The following is a 21140-nucleotide window of genomic DNA, read 5'->3' on the forward strand; positions in this document are numbered from 1 at the left end:
ATGGTACTGCAGGGGGGACCCTGTGGGAGAGTAGGACGCCGCCGAACAATCATTCAGAAGAACCCCCATCCGGATTCCGGATGGGGGTTCTTCGCATTTCCGGACCATCCCAACGGTCAGGTGTTGCTCCTACCACCTACAGGTGGTCCTAGGTCCACCCCGGAATTGGGGTGCCATGGCCAGTGTCCGGAGCAGGTCGTTCGTGAACACTGAGGGAGGACGATCGGTACCGGCATCGGGAGCTTGCGTGACCACAGAGACTCGTACGAGCGGCACGTCCGTGCGTGCGCAGACGCGGGAGGCCCTCCAGGCCGGCGGCCAGGGGCTGGCCCGGCTGGCGCAGGCAGTGCTGGCCGCGGTGCCGGGGTTCGCGCTGCCGGTGGCGGCCGCCATCTTCACGGGGGTGGTGACGGACCAGTTCCTGCAGTACTACTTCGGGGCGCCCCTGGTGGCCCTCGTGGTCGCGGCGGTCGTGGGCTCCGCGGTGGCCGCCGCCTGCGTCCGTCGGACCGCGGACCGCACGCGGCGGTTCCTGCAGCGTTGGTACGGCATCCGCCTGCCGGCGGTCTACGATCCGGTGCCGGAGCTGGAGCCGGACGAGCGCGGGCACTGGTGGACGGGCTACTCCTACCACCGCTCGCAGACGGTCGCGAAGTACGCGCAGCTGGTCCACTGGGGCCTGCGGGACCGGACCACCAGGGCCGAGCTGCTCTGGCTGGTCGTGAACCCCGTCCTGGTCGCGGCCCTGGGTGGTGCGGTGGGCCTGCTGCTGGTGCTGGGCACGGTCGTCGCTCTGTCGGGTCCGGTGCCGGCGAACGCGTTCGGTCCGATGAGCCCGCGACTGACGTCCATGGCGCTGAGCCTGCTGGTCGGGATCGGCATGGTCCTCCTCGGGATACTCATCGCCCCGTACGCGGTGCGCGGGTACGCGGAGGTCGCCCGCAGGGTGCTGGACCAGGACGGCCGGGCGACGCACGCCCAGCTGACCAGGCGGGTGGCCGAGCTGACCGAGACCCGGGCGGACGCGGTGGGCAGCCAGGCGGCCGAGCTGCGGCGGATCGAGCGCGATCTGCACGACGGAGCCCAGGCGCGACTGGTCGCGATCGGGATGACGCTGGGCACCATCGAGCACCTGATGGAGACCGACCAGGCGGCCGCACGGGACCTCCTCGCCGAGGCACGGCAGTCCTCCGCCCGGGCGTTGCAGGAACTGCGCGACCTGGTGCACGGCATCCACCCGCCAGTGCTGGCGGAGCGCGGACTCGGCGACGCGGTCCGGGCGTTGGCGCTCGACAGTGCGCTGCCGACCGAGGTGTTCGTGAGCCTGCCGGACCGGCTGCCGGCCCCGGTCGAGGCGGCTGCCTACTTCAGCATCAGCGAGCTGTTGGCCAACGCGGCCAAGCACTCGCGGGCGGAACAGGTCTGGGTGGACATCCTGTACCGGGCCGGGTTCCTGCGGGTCACGGTGACGGACGACGGTGTGGGGGTGGCGGATCCTTCGCGGGGCACGGGCCTGCGTGGGATCGAGCGCCGATTGGGTACCTTCGACGGTGTCCTCGCCATCGACAGCACGTCGGGCGGTCCCACTACCATCACCTTGGAGTTGCCGTGCGAGTTGTCCTCGCCGAGGACCTCTACCTCCTTCGAGAAGGCCTGATCCGTCTGCTGGAAGCGCACGGCTTCACCATCGCGGCCGCCGTGGAGACCGGCCCCGAGCTGCTGGAGGCTCTGCTGACCCACCGCCCGGACGTGGCGGTGGTGGACGTCCGGCTGCCCCCGACGCTCACCGACGAGGGACTCCAGGCCGCGCTCAAGGCGCGCCGGGAGATCCGGGGCCTGCCGGTGCTTGTGCTCTCCCAGCACGTCCAGCAGCTCTACGCACGGGAGTTGCTGGCCGACGGCACGGGCGGGATCGGCTACCTGCTGAAGGACCGGGTGTTCAACGCGGGGCAGTTCATCGACGCGGTCCGCCGGGTGGCCGCGGGCGGGACGGCGATGGATCCGGACGTGATCGCCCAGCTGATGCAGACCACCTCGCGTCGGCCCGGCCCGTTGCTCGGGTTGTCCCCGCGCGAGCGGGAGGTGCTGGAGCTGATGGCCGAGGGCTGTTCCAACTCGGCGATCGCCGCCCGCCTCTCGGTGAGCGACGGCGCCGTGGCCAAGCACATCGCCAACATCTTCAGCAAGCTCGAACTGGCCCCCGACGAGGATGCCAACCGTCGGGTGATGGCCGTACTGGCCTACCTCAACGGAGTGGCGGGGAAGAGCGGCTGACGGCCCGACCGGCCCGGATGCACGGGGCGGCCCGTACGGCGACACACCAGGCTGCGGAAAAGCCGGAACACGCGTACGAGTAAACTCCGGTGGGCCGAGCCCGGAGGTTGCCCAGCCGTCCGGCGGCCCGACTGGCGGAAACCGGCAGCCGAGGCCCGTACGGCAGCAGCCGACATCCAGGGGTTGATAGACGTAATGGCACGACCAACGCTCACCAAGGCTCATCGCGGCCTGCTCGGCCTGGTCGCGGCCGGCGCCTGCATCATCTCGGGCATCGGCTTCGCGGGCTCGTACAACGCGGTGCGCGAGCTGGCCATGGAGAAAGGTTTCGGTGCCTTCTCCTACGCCTTCCCGATCGGCGTCGACGCGGGCATCGTCGTGCTCCTCGCCCTCGACCTGGTGCTGACCTGGCTGCGGATCCCCTTCCCGATGCTGCGTCAGACCGCCTGGCTGCTGACCGTCGCCACCATCGCCTTCAACGCGGCCGCCTCCTGGGGCGACCCGCTCGGCATGGGGATGCACGCCGTCATCCCGGTGCTGTTCGTCGTCGTGGTCGAGGCCTCCCGGCACGCGGTCGGCCGGATCGCGGCGATCACCGCGGACCGTCACATGGAGTCGGTCCGGGTGATGCGCTGGCTGCTCTCCCCGGTGCCGACCTTCCGGCTCTGGCGGCGGATGAAGCTCTGGGAGCTCCGCTCCTACGACGAGGTCATCCGGCTGGAGCAGAACCGGCTGGTCTACCGGGCGCAGCTGCGCTTCCGCTACGGCCGGGGATGGCGCCGCTCGGCCCCGATCCAGGCGCTGCTGCCGCTCAAGCTCGCCAAGTTCGGCGTCCCGCTGGATCCGTCGCTGCTCGACCGGCTGGACGACGAGGCCCGCGCGCGCGAGGCCAAGGAGGCCCCGGCGGAGCAGGGGCACCAGGAGCTCGAAACCCCGCCGGAGCAGATCCGTGCCGCAGCGGCCATCGCCCCGGTGGTCCCCGCGGTCGGCAACCCGGCCGCCGGACCCTCCGGAGCCCAGCCGCAGCCGGGCCGGCAGGCCCAACTCCAGCAGCCTCACCAGTCGCAGGCCCAGCAGGCCCAGCAGACCCAGCAGACCCAACAGACCCAACAGGTCCAGCAGCCTCAGCCGGCCCAGGCCGGAGACCCCGCCCAGGACCAGCCCCAGGCCCCCGCCCCGGCAGCTGCCGCGCCGCTGACGCCCGAGGTCGCCGCGCCGATGCTCGCGAAGCTGCACGCCGTCCGGCTGCGCGCCGCCCAGGAGCCGGAGGAGGCGGCGGACAACTCCCCACAGCCGCGCGGTGAGGAGCTGAACGTCTGGAGCGAGCGCCCGGTCCGCACCACCGGCCACCCGGCCGATCCCGCCCCGGGCAGCCGGGTGCCCGGCCAGGCCTCGCCGTGGTTCAAGCCCCCGCGCCCGGTCGCCGAGGAGTCGGCCCCCACCGCCTCGTCCGCTCCCACTGCGCCGATATCCGCCCCTGCCCCCGCGCCCCGGCCGCAGCCCCAGCACCCGACCGCCCCGCAGTCGCAGGCCGAGCCGACCGTCGAGCCGCAGCACCGTCAGCCGGCCGCCCAGAGCGAGCACCACGCCCAGCCCGAGCAGCCCGCTCCGGCCGAGGAGCCCGCTCAAGCCGCCCAAGCCTTCCGGTCCGTCCAGCCCGAACCCCACCCGGAGGCGGTGCCGCTCGACCAGGACATCGCCTACGACGCCCTGGTCTCCTACATCGACAACCACGGCCACCAGCCCGACCCCCCGCGCCTCGCCGCCTGGCTGACCGCCGAGTACGGCATCACCGGCAAGGGGCCGGACGGCTCGGTCCACCCCAAGGAGGTCGCCGAGCTCTACCCCCAGCTGCGCGACCGTTACGCCGCCGCCGGAAGGGACTGAGCCCCCGCCGACACCCTCCGTCCACCGCTCGGTCGGCCATTGACGGCCAACCCCGCCGGAGCTACCTTCGCCTCAACAAATTGTTGAAGTGCTGGTTCGGCATGAGGGAGTGCGGATGTCGCAGGTCGAGGTCGACGGAACCGGACCGACGGGCGGGGCCTCCTTCTCCGCCGCCGCCCGCGATGCCGTGGAGGCGCTGCTCGCCCCGGTGGACGCAGACCTGGCGCGCCGCTACCCGGGCGAATCCGGCACCCGGCAGCCGGTGCACACCGTCTACGTCCCCGCCGACGCCTTCCGCGCCGAGACCGTACGGGAGTGGGGCCGCCAGGCCCTGGAGGCCTTCGACACCCATGCCGGCACCCCCGCGGAGCTGGCCCGCGCCCTCGGCGTCGCCGACGACCAGCTGCTCGCCGACGTGCACGCCCGGGTGCGCGCCAAGCTGGAGCGCGAGCCGATCGAGGACCTGCGGATCGACTTCGAGGACGGCTACGGCCCCCGCCCGGACGCCGAGGAGGACGCCGCCGCCGTCCGGGCCGCCGAACTGGTCGCCGCCGCGGTGGCCGAGGGCAGCGCACCGCCGTACCTGGGCATCCGGATCAGGTGCATGGAGGCGCCCGTCCGCGCCCGTGGCATCCGCACCCTCGAGCTGTTCCTCGCCACTCTGCTGGCGAACGGCGGCCTGCCGGAGGGCCTGGTGCTGACCCTCCCCAAGGTCACCTACGCCGAGCAGGTCACCGCCCTGGTCCGGCTGCTGGAGGACTTCGAGCGCCGCGCCGGGCTGCCCGCCGGCCGGATCGGCTTCGAGATCCAGATCGAGACCACCCAGGCGATCCTCGGCCCGGACGGCCGGGCCACCGTCGCCCTCATGATCGAGGCCGCCGAGGGCCGTGCCACCGGCCTGCACTACGGCACCTTCGACTACAGCGCCTCCTGCGGCGTCAGCGCCGCCTACCAGAGCATGGACCACCCGGTCGCCGACCACGCCAAAGCGGTCATGCAGGTGGCCGCGGCCGGCACCGGGGTCCGGCTCTCCGACGGCTCGACCAACGTGATCCCCACCGGCTCGACCGAGCAGGTGCACGCCGCGTGGAAGCTCCACCACGACCTGGTCCGCCGCTCGCTGGCCCGCGCCTACTACCAGGGCTGGGACATGCACCCGGCGCACCTGCCGACCCGTTACGCCGCGGTGTACTCCTTCTACCGCGAGGGCCTGGCGAGCGCCGCCGCCCGGCTGGCCGCGTACGTCGCCAAGGCGGGCGGCGACGTGATGGACGAACCGGCCACGGCCCGGGCACTGAGCGGCTACCTGCTGCGCGGCCTGGACTGCGGCGCCGTCGACCCGGCCGAGGTCACGGCGCTGACCGGCCTGGACCGCGCCCGGCTGGACGCCCTGGCCAGCCGCTGAACCTCCTGCCGCTGAACCTCCTGCCGCTGAACCCCCGGCGACCGCCGCCCACCGCCCGGCTCCGGCCGGATCCCGAGGCCACCGACCGCGCGGCCGTGCGCCAACTAGGCTGGCGGTGCCGCCCCGGACCCCGGGGTGCGCGCCGCCAGCCGTCGCCGTTCCCGGGAGAACCACCGCGCCATGTCCGCCACGCCGGAACCGACCACCAGGCCGTACCTCACCATCCGGCGGGCCGGCAGCCACGAGACCGAGATCAAGAAGTCCCGCTTCATCTGCCACCTCGCCCGGGTCTCCGACGAGGACGACGCGCAGGCCTTCATCGCCGGCATCCGCAAGCAGTACTGGGACGCCCGGCACAACTGCACCGCCTTCGTGGTCGGCGACGACCAGCGCCGCGAGCGCTCCAGCGACGACGGCGAGCCCGGCGGCACGGCCGGGGTGCCGATGCTGGAGGTGCTGCGCCGCCGAGGCCTGACCGACACCGTCGCCGTGGTGACCAGGTACTTCGGCGGAATCAAGCTCGGCGCGGGCGGCCTGGTGCGGGCCTACGGGAACGCGGTGTCGGAGGCGGTCGACGAGGTCGGCCTGCTGGAGCGGCGGCCGGTCGCGCTGCTCGCGGTGACGGCGGACCACGTGCGCGCGGGGCGGGTGGAGAACGACCTGCGGGCCGCCGGGTACGCGGTGAGCGACCTCGCCTACGAGGCAGCCGGAGTGCGGATCGAGGTCGGCGTGCCGGAGCCGGAGGTGGCCGGGTTCCACACCTGGCTGGCCGAGGCGACCGGCGGTACGGCGGTCGCGGTGCCGGCCGGCCGCACCTACGTCGAGGTGCCGGTCTGACGCCCGGCCCCACGGGCCGCGTCCCGTAGCCGAGCGGTTGCGCCACGCGGAACACTGCTTGAACAGATTCACCCGAACGTAGTGTCGTGGCCCGGAGTTGGAACTTCCGCTCCGGGCCGTGGCGTTTCCTGGGCAAGGATCCGGCCGAACCGGACGAAAACCATCGATGGAGGACACCAGACCCCACCCCGCACCACGGAGGTATGCGCATGACCTCAGACCGCTCGCCGTCGACCGCCGGTGCCGACCTGCCCGGCGCCCGCGGCCCCGCGACGCCCTACCGGATGACCGTCACCACCGCCCTCCCGCACGCCGAGGCCGTCGCCCTGGCCGACGAGCAGCTCGCCTCCTGGCTGAAGCAGGAGGGCTGCGAGGAGCCCCCGCCCATCCCCGACGCCGCCGCCACGGGAACCCCGCCCGCCGCTGAGCGCCTGCGCCTGGGCGAGCGCGTCCTGCTGGACCGTGACCACGGACCGCTGCGCGGCGGCCCGGGCGCCGGTCGGTACGACCGCCGCCGCCTGCGCACCCCGGCCCCGCACGGCACCCGACAGCTCACCCTCACCGTGGCCACCGGCACCGGAGGCCCGACCTGGTTCCGGCTGGAGGCCGAGACCCACAGCACCGGCAGCGGTGTGCGCACGCCCTGCCGGGTGCCGGTCCCCGAGCTCGCCCGCACGCTGCTCCCGCTGCTGGACGCCGCCGACGGTCCGGCCGCCGTCCACTCCGCTCCCCGGGTGATCACGGCCGACGAGGTCGACGACCTGATCGACGAGCTGTGCGACCCGGAGCGCCGGCTGCCCACCGTGGTCGCCAGCGTCCCGGTGAACCTCCCGCTCGACCACTGGGTCGAGGAGGTGGTCCGTCCGCTCTGCCGACAGCTGCCCGGCCTCGCCACCGCCTACGTACTGGACCCGGGCGCCCGCACCGGCTTCAACGTCGCGCTGGAGTACCACACCGTGTACGGCGGCGCGGTGCGCACCTACTTGCCCGAGGTCGACCCGGCGTCCCGGCAGGACGGCGCCCGGCACCCGGTGCTCGCCCGGAGCCGAATAGAACAGGACCTCCGTCGCGCCGCCGGGCTGCTCGCCCGCGAGCCGCGCCGCCTCGCCGCCGACCAGCCGCTGCCCCCGCCGCTGGCCGCCGTCCCGGTGCTGCGCGTCCCGCCGCCGCGGCTGCGCCCGGCCGCCGACCGGACTGCCGGGGACGGGCCCGTGCGCGCGGGCACCGATGCGAACCCGAGCGTCGCGAGCCTGGTCGTGGACCCGGGCGCGAGCACGACCGCGGACCGGGCCGTCGATCGGGCCGCCGATCGGGCCGCCGAACTCGCCGCGCTCGCCCGGGAGGAGCAGCAGGACCGCGCCGAGCAGCAGGCCAGGGCCGACGAGCTGGAGCGGGTCCGGCGCACCCTCCGCCTGGAGCGCCGTGACCGCGGCCAGACCAGGGACGTCCGCGAGGGCCGTCTCCGCCCCGGCACCCGCGGCGCGCTGAGTGGCCGTCACTGCATCGGCCCGGCCGCCACCGGACGCCGCGGCGCCGTCCAGGCCGCCGGGCGCCCGGCCAAGCCCGAGACCTTCACCGAAGTCATCGCCAGGATCGGCGAGTTCCCGCTGCTCACCTTCACCGGCGACCAGAAGAGCGCACTCGCCCTGGACGGACTCCAGTGCGTCGGCGCCGGCTGGGCGCGGCTCGCCTGGGACGGCCTGACGGCCTTGCAGGAGTACGCAGAGGCGGCCGTGCGCGGCGCTGCAGGCGGGGACTTCAAGCAGTGGTGCGAGCACACCCCGGACGGCTGCCACCGCTTCCCGCCCCGCAAGGCGGTGCGCGGGGAGTCCCGGACGGTGTTCAGCCACACCAAGTGGAAGCGCGAACGGATGCTGCCGGTACCGGAGTGCGTGGACGCCTCCCGGCGGGCGTTCATGGGCGCGCACCTGCGGATCGGCGGCGGCCGCACCGCACCCCGGCTGCACTACCTGGACGACTGCTCCGGCAGTGGCCGGATCTATGTCGGCTACATCGGCCTGCACCTCACCAACACCCGGACCAACTGACCGGCTTGGCTGACCGCTGCGCCCGTTCGGTGGACAATGTCCGGCAGGGGTGGGGCCGCGGGCCGGTCGGTCGCCCCTGGCAGGCGCCGGACGAGCATGGGGGAACGACGACCGATGCAGTACTCAGCAGACGGCCAGTCCGACGGCACCGCCACCGTCCGCTTCCCCCAGCCGGGCTTCCTCGCCTCGGTCTTCCGTGACCTGGGCGCCGACCAGGGAGACGACCAGGGCCCGGAGCCGGACGGTGCCGCGGACCAGGCCACGCCCGGCCGCCCCGGCACGGATCCCGCCGGGGACGGCCCGGTGGCCCCCGGCGGCCCGTCCGGCCCGAACCCCGGCGATCCGAATCCCCACGGCCCGAATCCCCACGGCCCGAACACCGGTCACCCGAACCCCGCCGACCCGAGTTCCACTGACCCGAGTTCCAGCGACCCCGACGGGGCCACCGCGGCGCACGCCCGGGCCGCCGCCCTCACCCACCACCGCACCCTCACCGTCCAGGCCGAGCACGACCGGCTGGCCGACCTGCTGCGGCGGGCTGCGCTGCCCGTCTCGGCCATGGACTTCGAGAGCCAGTTGCGCCACTACGAGCCCCGCCCGTACCCGGCCGACGGTCCGGGGACCGACGAGGGGTCCGAGCCCCGCTGGGAGGACTTCGCCCCGGCCGAGCCGGCGGCCGCCGACCCGGAGAGCGGCCCCTCCCGCCGCCTCCTGGACTCCGGCTACCAGCGCGAGCTGGCCCAGGCCCGGCTCACCCACCAGCGCGCCCTGCGCGAGTGGCGTACCCGCCGGTCCGAGGCCGGCAGCCCGGCCGCCGACGAGTCCCGGCGCGCGCACGAAGCGGCCGAGGAGGCCCGGGCCCGCGCCGTGCGCGAGTACAACGAGAGCCTGGAGGAGTGCCGGCGCGCCTACCGGCTGGCCGAACCGGCCGCCGTGGAATCGCTGCTGGAACGCGCGCTGGCCGCCGCCGAGACCGCCACCCAGGACCTCTCGGCCCCCTGCCGGGCGGTGTTCCGTCCGCTCACCCGCACCGCCGTGCTGGACCTCGACCTGCCCCCGCTCGACCTGGTGCCCTCGCTCGACGGCTACCGGCTCGCCCCCGAGGGCGACATCGTGCCGGTGCCGCGCCCGCCCGCGGACCGGGCCACCGACTACCTGCGGCTGGTCGCCCGGCTCGCCCTGCGCTCGCTGCAGGCCGCCGACGCCGTGGACACCGACGAGATACTCACCGGCGTCGTCCTCAACGGCTGGCTGCGCGAGCCCGGCGCGGCCGAGCCGCTCTGCCTGCTCAGCGTGGACGCCGACCGCGACGCGCTGGCCCGCACCCGGCTGCTGCCGCCGGAGAAGCCGTACGAGGACCGTGACGACGAGGGCGTCTACGCGGACGCCGAGCAGGACGAGGCCCTGGTCCGGCTGCGCCAGCTCGGCGCCGCCGTCACCCCGGACCCGTACGCCCGGACGGTCGTCCAGCCGGCAGCCCAGGCCGGTGCCACCGTTCCGGCCGCGCCCGACCTGTCCGCCAACGAGTTCGCCCAGCTGGTGCGCGACCTGCTCACCCGGGGCGGCCTCGCCGAGTGGAGCGTACGGCTGCGCGGCCCGGCCGGGCTGGTCGCCACCGGTGAGGGCACCCCCGGCAGCGCGCTGCCCGGCCGCTGGGTGGTCTGGGCCTCCCGGGACACCGCATCGGTCGGCGTGGAGCAGATCGAGACTTTGGCCGAGGCGGTCCGCGAGGAGTCCGCCGAACGCGGTCTGCGGCTGACCACCGGCCGCTTCGCCGAGGAGGCCCTGGACCTCACTGCGGAGGAGAGCCACCGCCACATCCACCTGATCGACGGCGACGGCGTCCGTGAACTCGCCCGCACCCACCTCGGACTGCCGCTCGCCGCCGGCCGCTGACCGGCCCCTCAGACCGGGGCGGCCCGGTCCGAGCGGGAAGTTCCGGGAAGTTCCCCCCGACGGCCCACCCGGCGGGCGCCCGCCCGCACCCGGACCAAGGCTGAGGGGGCCGGACCGACGGGACCGCGCAGGGGAGCGGTCGGGCCCCGGCCACCCCCCCCGGGCGATCACCGTCGAACGGCCGTCCGGTACGGTCGGCGGTCGGCCCGGCCACGGGCGGACCCCAGGGGGAGAGGAATGGGCAGAGCGCTCGGCAGACCACACGACGGCACCGGCCATCCGGCGGCCCCGGTCGACCCGGACGATCCGGCAGGCCCGGCGGTCCCCACGGTGGAGGCGGCCCGATGACCGCCGTCCTGGTCGCAGCCGGAGCGTTCCTGATGACGCTGATCGGCGGCTTCGTCGCCCAGCGCACCGGCGACCGCCGCCACCTGGTGCTCGGCTTCGCCGCCGGACTGATGCTCGGCGTGGTCGCCTTCGACCTGCTGCCCGAGGCCATCCACCAGGCGCCGGGCGAGGTGCACGGCGTGCCCCAGGCGCTGCTGATGTTCGCGGGCGGCTTCCTCACCATCCACGTGATCGAGCGCGCCGTCGCCATCCACCGAGGCCACGAGGGCGAGTACGCCGAACACACCCACGGCCACCACCACGGGCACGCCCACCACTCCGGACAGCAGGGCATCGGCCTGACCGCCGCGCTGGCCCTGGTCGGGCACAGCGTGATGGACGGCTTCGCGATCGGCGCCGCCTTCCAGGCCGGCACCACGGTCGGCACCGTGGTGGCCATCGCGGTGGTCGCCCACGACTTCGCCGACGGCTTCAACACGTACACGATCACCCGGCTGTACGGGAACAACCGGCGCCGGGCGCTGACCCTGCTCGCGGCCGACGCGCTGGCTCCGGTCTCCGGCGCCGCGGTCACCCTGGCCTTCACCATCCCGGAGCACCTGCTCGGCCTCTACCTGGGCTTCTTCTCCGGTTTCCTGCTCTACCTGGCGACCTCCGACATCCTCCCCGAGGCGCACAGCCCCCACCCCTCGCGCAGCACCCTGCTGTGCACGGTGGCCGGGGTCGGCTTCATGTGGCTGGTCATCGGCTTCGCCGGCTAGCCGGGGCCTGTCCGCCGCAGAGGCCCCGGAGCCGCCGGCCCTGCGGCTACCGTCGCTGGGCTTCCTCGACGGAGCCCCAGCAGTCCCGCATCGCCGCCAGCGCCTCGGTGATGGCCGGCCGCCGGGAGGCCTGGGCGCGCCAGAGCGCGAACACCCGCCGACTCGGCTGCGAGGCGACCGGGCGGGCCGCCACCCCGGGCGGCAGCGGGCCCCGGCCGAGCCGGGGCACCACGGCCATCCCCAGACCGGCCGCCACCAGCGCGATCTGGGTCTCGAAGTCACCCACCTGGTAGCGCACGTCGGGCTCCTCGCCGGCCTCGCGCAGGGTGCGCACCAGCCAGTCGTGGCAGATGTTGCCCGGCGGCACGCTGATCCAGCGCTGCCCGCACAGCCGTTCCACCGGCACCGCGTCCAGCGCCGCCAGGTCGTCCCCGGCGGGCAGCACCAGGTCCACCGGGTCCGTCCCGAGGTCCAGCCGGGAGAGTCCCTCCTGCACCGGCAGCGGCACGCTCGGCCAGTCCTGCACCAGCGCGAGGTCCACCTCGCCCCGCGCCACCAGCTCCGCCGCCGGGTACGGGTCGCTCTCCAGCAGCCGGACGTCCAGCTCCGGGCAGCGCCGCCGCAGCTCGGCGAGCACCCCGGGCATCAGCCCGCGCGCCCCGGTCGCGAAGGCGGCCACCAGCAGCCGCCCGACCGCCTGACCGCGCTGCTCCTCCAGCCGCACCTCGGCCTGCTCCACCAGCCCCAGGACGGTGCGCGCGGTGGCGGCCAGCTCGCGGGCCGCGTCGGTCAGCACCACGCCCCGGCCCTGCCGCTCCAGCAGCACCGTGCGGGTCTCCCGCTCCAGTTTGGCGATCTGCTGGGAGACCGCCGAGGGCGTGAACCCGAGCGCGGCCGCCGCCCCGCCGACCGAGCCGTGCACCGCCACCGCGTGCAGCGCCCGCAGGCGCCCCAGATCCATCATGCAGTGATCCTAAAGTGTTCCCTTCAGAACTCATCGCTGGTGCTACACGTTCCCCGGCCGCCATGCTCGACCCATGACCGCCACACCCGCCGCTCCGGTCGGCACGAGCATGAGTCCCCGTCACATCGCCCTGGCCGTCCTGGTGGCCGCCGTCTGGGGCCTCAACTTCGTCCTCATCCACGTGGGACTGGACAGCTTCCCGCCGCTGCTCTTCTGCGCGCTGCGGTTCGCCGTGGTCGCCGTGCCGGCGGTCTTCTTCGTCGGGCCGCCCAAGGCGGCCTGGCGCTGGGTGCTGGCGGTCGGCGTGGTCCTCGGGGTGGTCAAGTTCGGTCTGCTCTTCCTCGGCATGCACGCCGGGATGCCGGCCGGCCTCTCCTCCCTGGTGCTCCAGGGCCAGGCCGGCTTCACCGCGCTGTTCGCCGCCGTCCTGCTGCGCGAGCGCCCCGGTCGCCGGCGGCTGCTCGGCCTGGCGGTCGCCTTCGCCGGCATCGCCCTGAGCGCCTTCGACCAGGGCCTCGGCGGCCCGTTCGGCGCCTTCGTGCTGGTCGTGCTGGCGGCCGTCGCCTGGGGCCTGGCCAACGTGCTGACCCGCAAGGCCTCGCCGCCGGACGCACTGCGCTGGATGGTCTGGGTCAGCGCCGTCCCGCCGCTTCCGCTGCTGGCCCTGTCCCTGCTGGTCGAGGGCCCGGACGCGGACCTGCGCGCGCTGCGCGGGATGACCCTCGGCGGGCTCGGCACGATCGGCTACGTCGGACTGCTCTCCACCCTGTTCGGCTTCGTCGCCTGGAGCTACCTGCTGCGCACCTACGACGCGACCGCCGTCGCGCCCTACTCGCTGCTGGTGCCGGTGTTCGGGATGTCCTCGGCCTGGCTGCTGCTCGGCGAGCGGGTCAGCCCGACGGCCGCCGCGGCCGCCGTGCTGGTGATCGCCGGGATCGGGATCACCGCGCTGCGCCCGGGGGCGCCGTCCGCGGCGGCGGCCCGGCTGCGAGGAAGCGGGCCTCGGCGGCGCGCAGCACTCGCAGCAGCACCTCCTCGTCCTCGGGGCTGACCTCGCCGAAGTACTCCTGCGCGACCTCGTCCCGGACCTGCCCGATCCGCTCCAGCGCCGCGCGCCCGGCCTCGGTCAACAGGATCCGGACCGCCCGCCGGTCGGCCGGGTCGGGGCGGCGCTCGACCAGCCCGGCCTCCTCCAGCGCGTCGACCACCGTGGTGGCCGAGCGCGGGGCGATGTGCAGCTTCTCCGCGAGGTCGCTCAGCCGCATCGCGTGGTCCGGAGTCTCGCAGCCGGGCGCGTGGGCCAGCGTGCGCAGCGCCCGGGCCTGGCCGGGGGTGATGCCGTACGGCTCCAGCCGCCAGCCGGTCTGGCGGCGGATCCGCTTGATCGCCCTGGTCATGGTGTCCGCCAGTTCGGCGGCGGAGCCGGGCGCGCCGGGTCGGGGGCCGGGGGAGGGGTCCGCCGGACCGGCGGGTGGAGTGGTGGTCATCGGCGGTCTCCTCGGCTGGCGTCGGCCCAAGCGTATCGGCCGGTCCCGGGCGTGCGGCCGACGGCGGAAAGTGGTCGGAGAAATATGTTGAGCTTAGCTCAGCATCTGCGCTAAGGTGCTCCTAAGTGAGGGGACCCTAAGTTCCCTCCTGTCCTTGGAGAACCCATGCCCGTTTCCACCGCCCGCGTCGCCACCGACCGTCCCGCCCGCTACGCCAAGCAGCTCGCCGCCCACATGAGCCGCCGGATCGAGACCTCCTTCTCCTCGGAGACCGGACACGGCACCCTGGTCTTCCGCGCCGGCACCGCCACCCTGGAGGCCCAGCCGGACGCGCTGCTGCTCACCGTCGAGGGCGAGCGCGAGAAGCTGCCCGAGCTGGAGGACGTCGTCGGCCGCCACCTCGTCCGCTTCGGCGCCCGCGACGAACTCGTCGTCGAATGGCACCGTGACAACGGCGAGACCGGCCTCGTCCACCGCAACGACGAGGACGCTCCCGAGGCCTGACGATCCCCTCAGGCGCCCGGCCGGGGCAGCCACCGGTCGAGCGCCCACAGCACCAGGGCCGCCAGGCACCAGCTGGCCACCACGTCCAGCAGCCAGTGGAAGCTGCTCCACACCAGCCCCGCCCCCACCCCGGCCGCCAGCACCACCGCGCCCGCGGTCAGCCCCCGGGCCGTCCGCGCCCCCGCCGCCCGGGCCAGCAGCAGCGCCGCCACGCCGTACGAGAACGTCGCCGTCGCCGTGTGCCCGGACGGGAACCAGCCCCACTGCCCCGGCACCAGCGGATCCCCGAGCGGACCCGGCCGGGCGAACGCCGCCTTCGCCGGAACCACCAGCAGTGGGATCAGCCCCGCGGTCAGCGCCGCCACCGGCAGCGGAAGCCACCAACGCGCCGCCCCGGCCCGGCGCCACCACCTGGCGGCCAGCCCGCCGGCCGCCAGCAGGACCGGAACGGCGAGCCCGCCATCGCCCAGGTCCGACAACAGGTGGCCCAGGTGGTCGAGCAGGGCGCTCGGGTGCTCCCGGTGGGACGAGCGGACGGCCGCGCGGACCGAACGGTCCAGCCCGAGCAGCGGCCCGTCCACCGCCACCTGCCAGGACGCAAGCAGCAGCACCACCGCCGCCACCACCGGCACCGCCACCGACCGGGCTGCCCGGGCCGCCCCGGCCGGAACAGCGGACAGCCGCCCCGGAGCAGGGGGGAAAGCTCCGGGGCGGCTCTGATGATCGCCGTTCCGTGCGCCCCGGGGGGTGTGGGTCGGACGGTCGGTCGATCGGCATTCGGTGTGTGCCGGCCCTCGCGGGACGGCCCGGTTGTCCTCGCGGCGCCCGCGCGGACCCGCCCCTCGGGGAGGCTCCGCGGACGGCTCCGCCAATGGCTGAGGCTCGCTGTCCATCTGTGATGACACTACGTCAACCACCCTTCCACACCGAGCGCCTTCAGCGATTCCGCACATCATCTTCACCCCGCTCCGGACAGCCCCCGGGCGGTCCCGTCGATCATGCCCGAGTCGCCCGGACGAACCCTCGGACGAACCCTCGGACGAGCCGCCGGATGAGCCGTCGGACGGGCGCGGACGAGCCCCGGGGCCGGCCCGGGACAACCGAACGGCCCGTGGGAACCAGAGGTCCCCACGGGCCGTTCAGCGCTGTCCGGACATCCCTCCGGCGGGCAGGTGGCGCCTGGATCAGGCGGCGGTGACACCCTGGAGCGCGAAGGCGCCCTCGATGATGTCCAGACCCTCGGTGAGCAGGTGGTCCGGGATCACCAGCGGCGGCAGGAAGCGCAGCACGTTGCCGTAGGTGCCGGCGGTGAGGACCACCAGGCCCTCGGCGTGGCAGGCCTTGGCCACGGCGGCGGTGAGCTCCGGGTTCGGCTCCTTGGAGCCCGGCTTCACCAGCTCGACGGCGATCATCGCGCCGCGACCGCGGACGTCACCGATCACGTCGAACTTCTCCTGCATCGCCCGCAGGCGGCCCAGCATGACCTCGCCGATCCGCTGCGCCTTGCCGACGAGGTCCTGCTCCTTCATGGTCTCGATGGCACCCAGCGCGGCCGCGCAGGCCACCGGGTTGCCGCCGTAGGTGCCGCCCAGGCCGCCCGCGTGCGCGGCGTCCATGATCTCGGCGCGACCGGTCACCGCGGCCAGCGGCAGACCGCCGGCGATGCCCTTCGCGGTGGTGATCAGGTCCGGGACGATGCCCTCGTCCTCACAGGCGAACCACTGGCCGGTGCGGCAGAACCCGGTCTGGATCTCGTCGGCGACGAACACGATGCCGTTCGCCTTCGCGAACTCCACGATGGCCGGCATGAAGCCCTTGGCCGGCTCGATGAAGCCGCCCTCGCCCTGGATCGGCTCGATGATGATCGCGGCGACGTTCTCGGCGCCGATCTGCTTGTTGATGATCTCGATCGCCTGGGCGGCGGCCTCGGCGGCGCAGTTCTCCGCACCGGTCAGCCAGCGGTACGGGTAGGCCACCGGCACCCGGTAGATCTCCGGGGCGAACGGACCGAAGCCCTGCTTGTACGGCATGTTCTTCGCCGTCAGGCCCATGGTCAGGTTGGTGCGGCCGTGGTAGCCGTGGTCGAACACCACGACGGCGGTGCGCTTGGTGTACGCGCGGGCGATCTTCACCGCGTTCTCGACCGCCTCGGCGCCCGAGTTGAACAGCGCCGTGCGCTTCTCGTGGTCGCCCGGGGTCAGCTCGTTCAGCTGCTCGGCGACGGCCACGTAACCCTCGTACGGGGTCACCATGAAACACGTGTGGGTGAAGGCGGCCAGCTGCTCGCCGGCCTTGGCCACCACGGCCTCGGCGCTGTTGCCGACGTTGGTCACGGCGATGCCGGAGCCGAAGTCGATCAGCGAGTTGCCGTCCACGTCCTCCAGCACGCCGCCGTTGGCACGGGTGACGTACACCGGCAGGGTGGTCCCGACGCCGGCCGCCACCGCACCCAGCTTGCGGGCCTGCAGCTCCTGCGACTTCGGACCGGGGATCGCGGTGACCAGACGGCGCTCCTGCGGGAGCGGCGTTACGGCGCTCATGGGGTATCTCCAGACTTCTCGGCTCGGTGCTTCGCAGGCTACGGCCGCCCTCCCCGGCCAGGCATGCGCCACTCGGTAGCACTGCGCCGTCCGACTTGTCCGGCACGGCCAGCACGGCCGACTCGACTACCCGCAGGCCCCGCTCCACTACCCTGAGCGCGGGCGTGTCGCCGGTACGGCGGCATGGGTATGGCGGCACCGACGGCGGTCGGGCCGGGCGGGCGAGGGAGCGGGGCCGTACATGGCACAGGACGGGTCACACCACCACGTCGACCACACCACCACCAGACCCCCGACCCCGCTACCCCACCAACGGCCCGGCACTCCTTCCTTCGACCTCGCCGCCTGGGCCACCGCCCCGCGCCCCGAAGCCGAACCGGGCGTCTACCGGCTCGGCTACCGCCGCATCGACCCGGAGCGTGCGGAGGCCGCCCAGGTCCCGACCTGGCCGTTGCTGCTGAGGGCGGCGCTCAACGCGGTGGTGGGGTGGTTGGCCTTCGTCTACGGGGTCGAGTTCGCGACGGACGGGACCACCTTCATCGGGGTCCTGCCCTCCCAGTCGGCCTTCGTCGCCACCTCCGTGGTGCTGACCCTGAACGTCCTGGTGCTGGGGGTGGTCATCAAGGTCTTCGGCCGCATGGGCCGCTGGCTCGAGGTCTGGCGTCGCTACGCGGCCCCGCTGCTGTCGCGGACGGTGACGCAGGGGGAGCCCGCCGAGGAGGCCGATCCGGTGGTCACGGAGGCGGCCCGCCGCCTGGATCCCTGGGACGGGCTGCGCCGCGGCGGGGCGGTCGAGGCGGCGGTGCGACTGGACGCGGAGGCGGTCGGCGACGTCGACTACGTGCGGATCCAGCGCGCGTGGGAGTCCGCGCAGGCGGACCCGGTGTTCGTGCCCGCGTTCGCCGAGCAGGTGGCCACCCGCGGGGCGGCGGCCTTCGCCCATCCCTCCGAGGCGCGCGAGCTGCCCGGCCGGGCCCGGCGGCACGATCTGCTGCTCGGCCAGGTCTGCCTCGGTGTCGCGCAGGACGTGCCGAAGAACCCGCTGAGCCATCGGGCGGCCGACTTCGCCCTGGACCCGGCGGTGCTGGGCACCTCGCTGCTGGCAGTGGGTCCGGCCGGGACGGGGAAGACCGCGCGGCTGGCCCGGCCGGTGGCCGAGGCGCTGTGCCTGCAGGCGCTGGCGGGCACAGCGTGCGCGGTGGTGGTCGGGGCGGCGGACGCCGACCTCGGCCCGGACGCCTGGTACGACGTGGTGATCGCGCCCGGCGACCCCACCTCGGTGTACGGGCTGGACCTCTACGGCGTGGCGCAGGACCCGGACGAGGCGGCGGCCCGGCTGGCCGACGCGCTGCTGCCGGACGAGCTGACCGCCCGCGCGGAGAACGCCCGGACGGCGTTGCAGCAGGTGGTGGGCCCGTTCCACGCCGCGTTCGGCCGCTACCCGGGGGTGCGCGAGTTGCGGGCGCTGCTCGGCGGGGAGCCGGATGCGCTGGCGGCGCTGGTGAAGGCGCTCGGCGTGGCCGGCCGGCTGGCCACGTACGAGCGGGACCTGGAGTACCGGGAGCGTCAGCGCGACCGGGCCGACGATCCGGGGGTGCTGCTGGCCGACCGGTTGGGTCTGCTGGAGCGGCCCGCGTTCGAGGGGGCCTTCGCGACCGACGGAACGGGCCGCCTCCCGTTCGCGATGCGGGTGCTGGACCACCCGCTGCGAGTGCGGGTGAAGCTGCCCGAGCGCAGCCACCCGGAGGCCGCCCGGATGCTGTCCCGGCTGGTGGTGGGTCAGTTCGTGCAGGCGGCGGGGGCCCGCGAGGACCGTTCGCTGTTCGCGGGCCTGGTGGTGGACGACGCCTCGGCGGCATTGGACGCCAACACCGTCCGCGGCCTTCAGCGGATGCGCGGGGCGAACGCGGGCGCGGTGATGCTGCTGCGCACGCTGGTGGAGCTGCCGGAGGCGCTGCGGGCGCCGCTGTTCGGCGCGGTCGGCTGTCGGATGGCCTTCCCCGGGATCGCGCCCTGGGACGGGCGGCTGTTCTCGGAGGCCTGGGGGACGCACCTGGTGCAGGAGACCGCGGTGACCCAGACCCCCGACACCTCCGGTGGGGTGATACGGCGGGCCGGGCGGATCGGGCGGAAGGCGTTGTCGGGGACGACGGCGCAGACGGAGTCGGTGACGACGCGGGAGGTGGAGAGGTTGCGGTGGTCGCCGTCGGATCTGGCGCACGCGTTGCCGGCGGGGCACGCGGTGGTGTCGTTGACGGCGGTGTCGGGGGAGCAGGTGCCGCCGTTGCTGATCGACCTGCGCGGGTGACCAGAGGCGACCAGGGGTGACCGGGGGCGGGTCGGGCGCGGGCGGGGATCGCTGGTCAGGAAGTCGCCTTCGAGGTGGATTCGGCAGTGCCGGTTGTCCGGGGCGTCCATAATGAAGGGGAGAGACCCTCACTAGTCCCACTGCCCTCTCCTCGCCCGGCCGCAACGGCGCGGTCAGGTCGACCCCCCGAAGGTGCCATGCCCCCCACACTCGCCTCCGTCGTCCGCAACAGTTCGCTCCATCTGACGGTGCTCGCCGGTGCGGACCACTTGGAGCGGCCGGTCCGCTGGGTGCACACCAGTGAGCTGGACGACCCGACGCCGTTCCTGGAGGGTGGCGAGCTGCTGCTCACCACCGGTATCAAGCTGGGCCGTACGGCGGCGCAGCTGCAGGCGTACGTGCACCGGCTGGCCGATGCCGGGGTGGTGGGGCTGGGGCTGGGCGTGGGGCTGTCGCACACCGAGGTGCCGCAGCCGCTGGTGGAGGCGGCGCAGCAGCGGGGGCTGCCGCTGCTGCGGGTGCCGGAGCCGACGCCGTTCATCGCGATCAGCAAGGTGGTGTCGGCGGCGCTGGCCGCGGAGCAGTACGAGGCGGTGACGACGAGTTTCGAGGCGCAGGAGGAGCTGACCCGGGCGGCGCTCGGCAAGGACGGCACGACGGCCGTGGTGCGTCGGCTGGCGGCCCGGCTGGGGGGCTGGGCGGCTCTGTACGACGGGTCGGGCGCGCTGTCGGTGGTGGCGCCGGACTGGGCTGCGCGCCGGGCGGGGCGGCTGGCGGCGGAGGTGGACCGGCTGCGTCGGCGGCCGGCGCCCTCGAGTGCGGCGCTGCAGGGGCGTTCGCCGGGGATAGACACGGCGGACGAGGACTACGTGGTGGTCCAGTCGCTGGGGGCGGACCGGCGGGCCCGGGGTTTCCTGGCGGTGGGGACCGAGGACCGGATCACGCCGACCGAGCGGTACGTGCTGAACGCGGCGGTGGCGCTGCTGACCCTGACCCTGGAGCGTTCGCGGGAGCTGCGCCAGGCCGAGGAGCGGATGGGCGCGGCGCTGCTGCGGATGGTGCTGGCGGGTGAGGTGGCGACGGCCCGGCAGGTGGCGGTGGGGCTGTTCGGCGGCATGCCGGAGGGGACGATAAGGGTCCTGGTGGCCGGGGCGGGGCCGAACGCGGATGCCGCGGAGGCGTTGGCGGAGCTGGGGGACCGGGCCGAGCAGGCGGGTGCCCGGGTGGGCGAGAAGCTGCTGGTGGCGCGGGAGGACGGCGCGCACGGGCCGAGGCTGATGGTGCTGGCGCCGGACAACGGCGCGGTGCACCGGGCCTGCCTGGGTGCGGTGGAGGAGCACGAGGGCCTGTCGCTGGGTGTGTCGGCGCCGGCCGCACTGGAGGAGGCCGGTACGGCGCACGCACAGGCGGAGCGGGCGCTGGCGGTGGCGCTGCGCGGTGGCCGCAGGTCGGTGGACCACGAGGAGGTCGGCGCGGGGTCGCTGCTGCCACTGCTCGGGGAGGACGCGGTGACGGCCTTCGCGGAGGGGCTGCTGCGGCCGCTGCGCGAGCACGACCGGACGGCCCGCGGTGACCTGGTGGCCTCGTTGCGGGCCTGGCTGTCGCGGCACGGGCAGTGGGACGCGGCGGCGGCGGACCTGGGGGTGCACCGGCACACGCTGCGCTACCGGATGCGCCGGGTCGAGGAGCTGCTGGGCCGTTCGCTGGACGACACCGACGTGCGGATGGAGCTGTGGCTGGCGCTCCGCTCCGGGGAGGAATAGAACACACGCCTGGACGCGGTGGAGTGGCTCCGGGGGCGAACACTCCTGGTCGGCCAATCCGGTCGGCCTGCCCTCGCACCTACCCTCGGGTTCGGTCCCACGCCCGTGGGCCGTACGA

At 74.4% G+C, this 21140-nt stretch carries 16 protein-coding genes; 12 read left to right on the forward strand and 4 right to left on the reverse strand.

The genetic code is table 11. From position 1 onward, the window contains the following. Positions 1-247: 247 nt before the first annotated feature. The 8 genes from ACH4J0_RS39395 (at position 248) to ACH4J0_RS39430 (ending at position 11456) form a co-directional block, all read left to right on the forward strand. Positions 248-1657, forward strand: coding sequence for a sensor histidine kinase (locus tag ACH4J0_RS39395; protein WP_396246009.1), 1410 nt, complete (start codon positions 248-250; stop codon positions 1655-1657). Beyond that, complete coding sequence (locus ACH4J0_RS39400) at positions 1609-2274, forward strand: LuxR C-terminal-related transcriptional regulator (protein ID WP_396246010.1); 666 nt, start codon at positions 1609-1611, stop codon at positions 2272-2274. Before ACH4J0_RS39395 ends, ACH4J0_RS39400 begins: the two co-directional genes overlap by 49 nt. 195 nt (positions 2275-2469) lie before the next feature. Continuing rightward, complete coding sequence (locus tag ACH4J0_RS39405; RefSeq protein ID WP_396246011.1) at positions 2470-4161, forward strand: DUF2637 domain-containing protein; 1692 nt, start codon at positions 2470-2472, stop codon at positions 4159-4161. A 115-nt stretch (positions 4162-4276) separates the two neighbouring features. Then, positions 4277-5566, forward strand: a complete 1290-nt coding sequence (locus ACH4J0_RS39410; RefSeq protein ID WP_396246012.1) for a DUF6986 family protein — start codon at positions 4277-4279, stop codon at positions 5564-5566. A 180-nt stretch (positions 5567-5746) separates the two neighbouring features. Then, complete coding sequence (locus ACH4J0_RS39415; RefSeq protein ID WP_396246013.1) at positions 5747-6403, forward strand: YigZ family protein; 657 nt, start codon at positions 5747-5749, stop codon at positions 6401-6403. A gap of 209 nt (positions 6404-6612) precedes the next feature. Continuing rightward, positions 6613-8451: a hypothetical protein gene (locus ACH4J0_RS39420; RefSeq protein WP_396246014.1), complete on the forward strand. Its 1839-nt coding sequence runs from the start codon at positions 6613-6615 to the stop codon at positions 8449-8451. Positions 8452-8565: 114 nt separating this feature from the next. After that, entirely contained in the window at positions 8566-10347 is a 1782-nt protein-coding gene (locus ACH4J0_RS39425; RefSeq protein ID WP_396246015.1) for a restriction endonuclease, read from the forward strand. Positions 10348-10691: 344 nt separating this feature from the next. Continuing rightward, positions 10692-11456 (forward strand): ZIP family metal transporter, encoded by a 765-nt coding sequence (locus ACH4J0_RS39430; protein ID WP_396246016.1) that lies wholly within the window; start codon positions 10692-10694, stop codon positions 11454-11456. 46 nt (positions 11457-11502) lie between these two features. On the opposite strand, the gene ACH4J0_RS39435 is transcribed toward ACH4J0_RS39430, so the two are convergent. Further along, entirely contained in the window at positions 11503-12420 is a 918-nt protein-coding gene (locus tag ACH4J0_RS39435) for a LysR family transcriptional regulator (RefSeq protein ID WP_396246017.1), read from the reverse strand. A 109-nt stretch (positions 12421-12529) separates the two neighbouring features. Here ACH4J0_RS39435 and ACH4J0_RS39440 point away from each other — a divergent pair, with 109 nt between their 5' ends. Then, on the forward strand, positions 12530-13471 hold the full coding sequence (locus tag ACH4J0_RS39440; RefSeq protein ID WP_396246030.1) for an EamA family transporter: 942 nt from the start codon (positions 12530-12532) through the stop codon (positions 13469-13471). Here ACH4J0_RS39440 and ACH4J0_RS39445 read toward each other — a convergent pair. Next, positions 13362-13907: a MarR family winged helix-turn-helix transcriptional regulator gene (locus ACH4J0_RS39445; protein ID WP_396246018.1), complete on the reverse strand. Its 546-nt coding sequence runs from the start codon at positions 13905-13907 to the stop codon at positions 13362-13364. The two genes, ACH4J0_RS39440 and ACH4J0_RS39445, sit on opposite strands and share 110 nt — an antisense overlap. A 165-nt stretch (positions 13908-14072) precedes the next feature. On the opposite strand from ACH4J0_RS39445, the gene ACH4J0_RS39450 reads away from it, so the two are divergent. Continuing rightward, positions 14073-14411 (forward strand): DUF2218 domain-containing protein, encoded by a 339-nt coding sequence (locus ACH4J0_RS39450; RefSeq protein ID WP_396246019.1) that lies wholly within the window; start codon positions 14073-14075, stop codon positions 14409-14411. A gap of 8 nt (positions 14412-14419) precedes the next feature. On the opposite strand, the gene ACH4J0_RS39455 is transcribed toward ACH4J0_RS39450, so the two are convergent. Further along, positions 14420-15049 carry a phosphatase PAP2 family protein gene (locus ACH4J0_RS39455; protein ID WP_396246020.1) on the reverse strand — a complete coding sequence of 210 codons (630 nt, stop codon included), beginning with the start codon at positions 15047-15049 and terminating at the stop codon, positions 14420-14422. A gap of 546 nt (positions 15050-15595) precedes the next feature. Continuing rightward, positions 15596-16951: a 4-aminobutyrate--2-oxoglutarate transaminase gene (gene gabT / locus ACH4J0_RS39460; protein WP_396246021.1), complete on the reverse strand. Its 1356-nt coding sequence runs from the start codon at positions 16949-16951 to the stop codon at positions 15596-15598. A 241-nt stretch (positions 16952-17192) separates the two neighbouring features. On the opposite strand from gabT, the gene ACH4J0_RS39465 reads away from it, so the two are divergent. Together ACH4J0_RS39465 and ACH4J0_RS39470 are read left to right on the forward strand one after the other, a co-directional pair. Then, positions 17193-19259 (forward strand): ATP-binding protein, encoded by a 2067-nt coding sequence (locus ACH4J0_RS39465; RefSeq protein WP_396246022.1) that lies wholly within the window; start codon positions 17193-17195, stop codon positions 19257-19259. Between the two features lie 197 nt (positions 19260-19456). Further along, complete coding sequence (locus ACH4J0_RS39470) at positions 19457-21022, forward strand: PucR family transcriptional regulator (protein WP_396246023.1); 1566 nt, start codon at positions 19457-19459, stop codon at positions 21020-21022. Positions 21023-21140 lie beyond the last annotated feature (118 nt).

It is taken from the genome of Kitasatospora sp. NPDC017646 (assembly GCF_044329365.1).
Lineage (GTDB): Bacteria > Actinomycetota > Actinomycetes > Streptomycetales > Streptomycetaceae > Kitasatospora.

Bases quoted from the DNA above. Each gene is read 5' to 3' on its own strand.
- ACH4J0_RS39435 (WP_396246017.1), bottom strand. From the start codon at position 12,420: ATGATGGATCTGGGGCGCCTGCGGGCGCTGCACGCGGTGGCGGTGCAC.
- ACH4J0_RS39415 (WP_396246013.1), top strand. From the start codon at position 5,747: ATGTCCGCCACGCCGGAACCGACCACCAGGCCGTACCTCACCATCCGG.
- ACH4J0_RS39440 (WP_396246030.1), top strand. From the start codon at position 12,530: ATGAGTCCCCGTCACATCGCCCTGGCCGTCCTGGTGGCCGCCGTCTGG.
- ACH4J0_RS39410 (WP_396246012.1), top strand. From the start codon at position 4,277: ATGTCGCAGGTCGAGGTCGACGGAACCGGACCGACGGGCGGGGCCTCC.
- ACH4J0_RS39445 (WP_396246018.1), bottom strand. From the start codon at position 13,907: ATGACCACCACTCCACCCGCCGGTCCGGCGGACCCCTCCCCCGGCCCC.
- gabT (WP_396246021.1), bottom strand. From the start codon at position 16,951: ATGAGCGCCGTAACGCCGCTCCCGCAGGAGCGCCGTCTGGTCACCGCG.
- ACH4J0_RS39450 (WP_396246019.1), top strand. From the start codon at position 14,073: ATGCCCGTTTCCACCGCCCGCGTCGCCACCGACCGTCCCGCCCGCTAC.
- ACH4J0_RS39430 (WP_396246016.1), top strand. From the start codon at position 10,692: ATGACCGCCGTCCTGGTCGCAGCCGGAGCGTTCCTGATGACGCTGATC.
- ACH4J0_RS39470 (WP_396246023.1), top strand. From the start codon at position 19,457: ATGCCCCCCACACTCGCCTCCGTCGTCCGCAACAGTTCGCTCCATCTG.
- ACH4J0_RS39405 (WP_396246011.1), top strand. From the start codon at position 2,470: ATGGCACGACCAACGCTCACCAAGGCTCATCGCGGCCTGCTCGGCCTG.
- ACH4J0_RS39425 (WP_396246015.1), top strand. From the start codon at position 8,566: ATGCAGTACTCAGCAGACGGCCAGTCCGACGGCACCGCCACCGTCCGC.
- ACH4J0_RS39420 (WP_396246014.1), top strand. From the start codon at position 6,613: ATGACCTCAGACCGCTCGCCGTCGACCGCCGGTGCCGACCTGCCCGGC.
- ACH4J0_RS39465 (WP_396246022.1), top strand. From the start codon at position 17,193: ATGGCACAGGACGGGTCACACCACCACGTCGACCACACCACCACCAGA.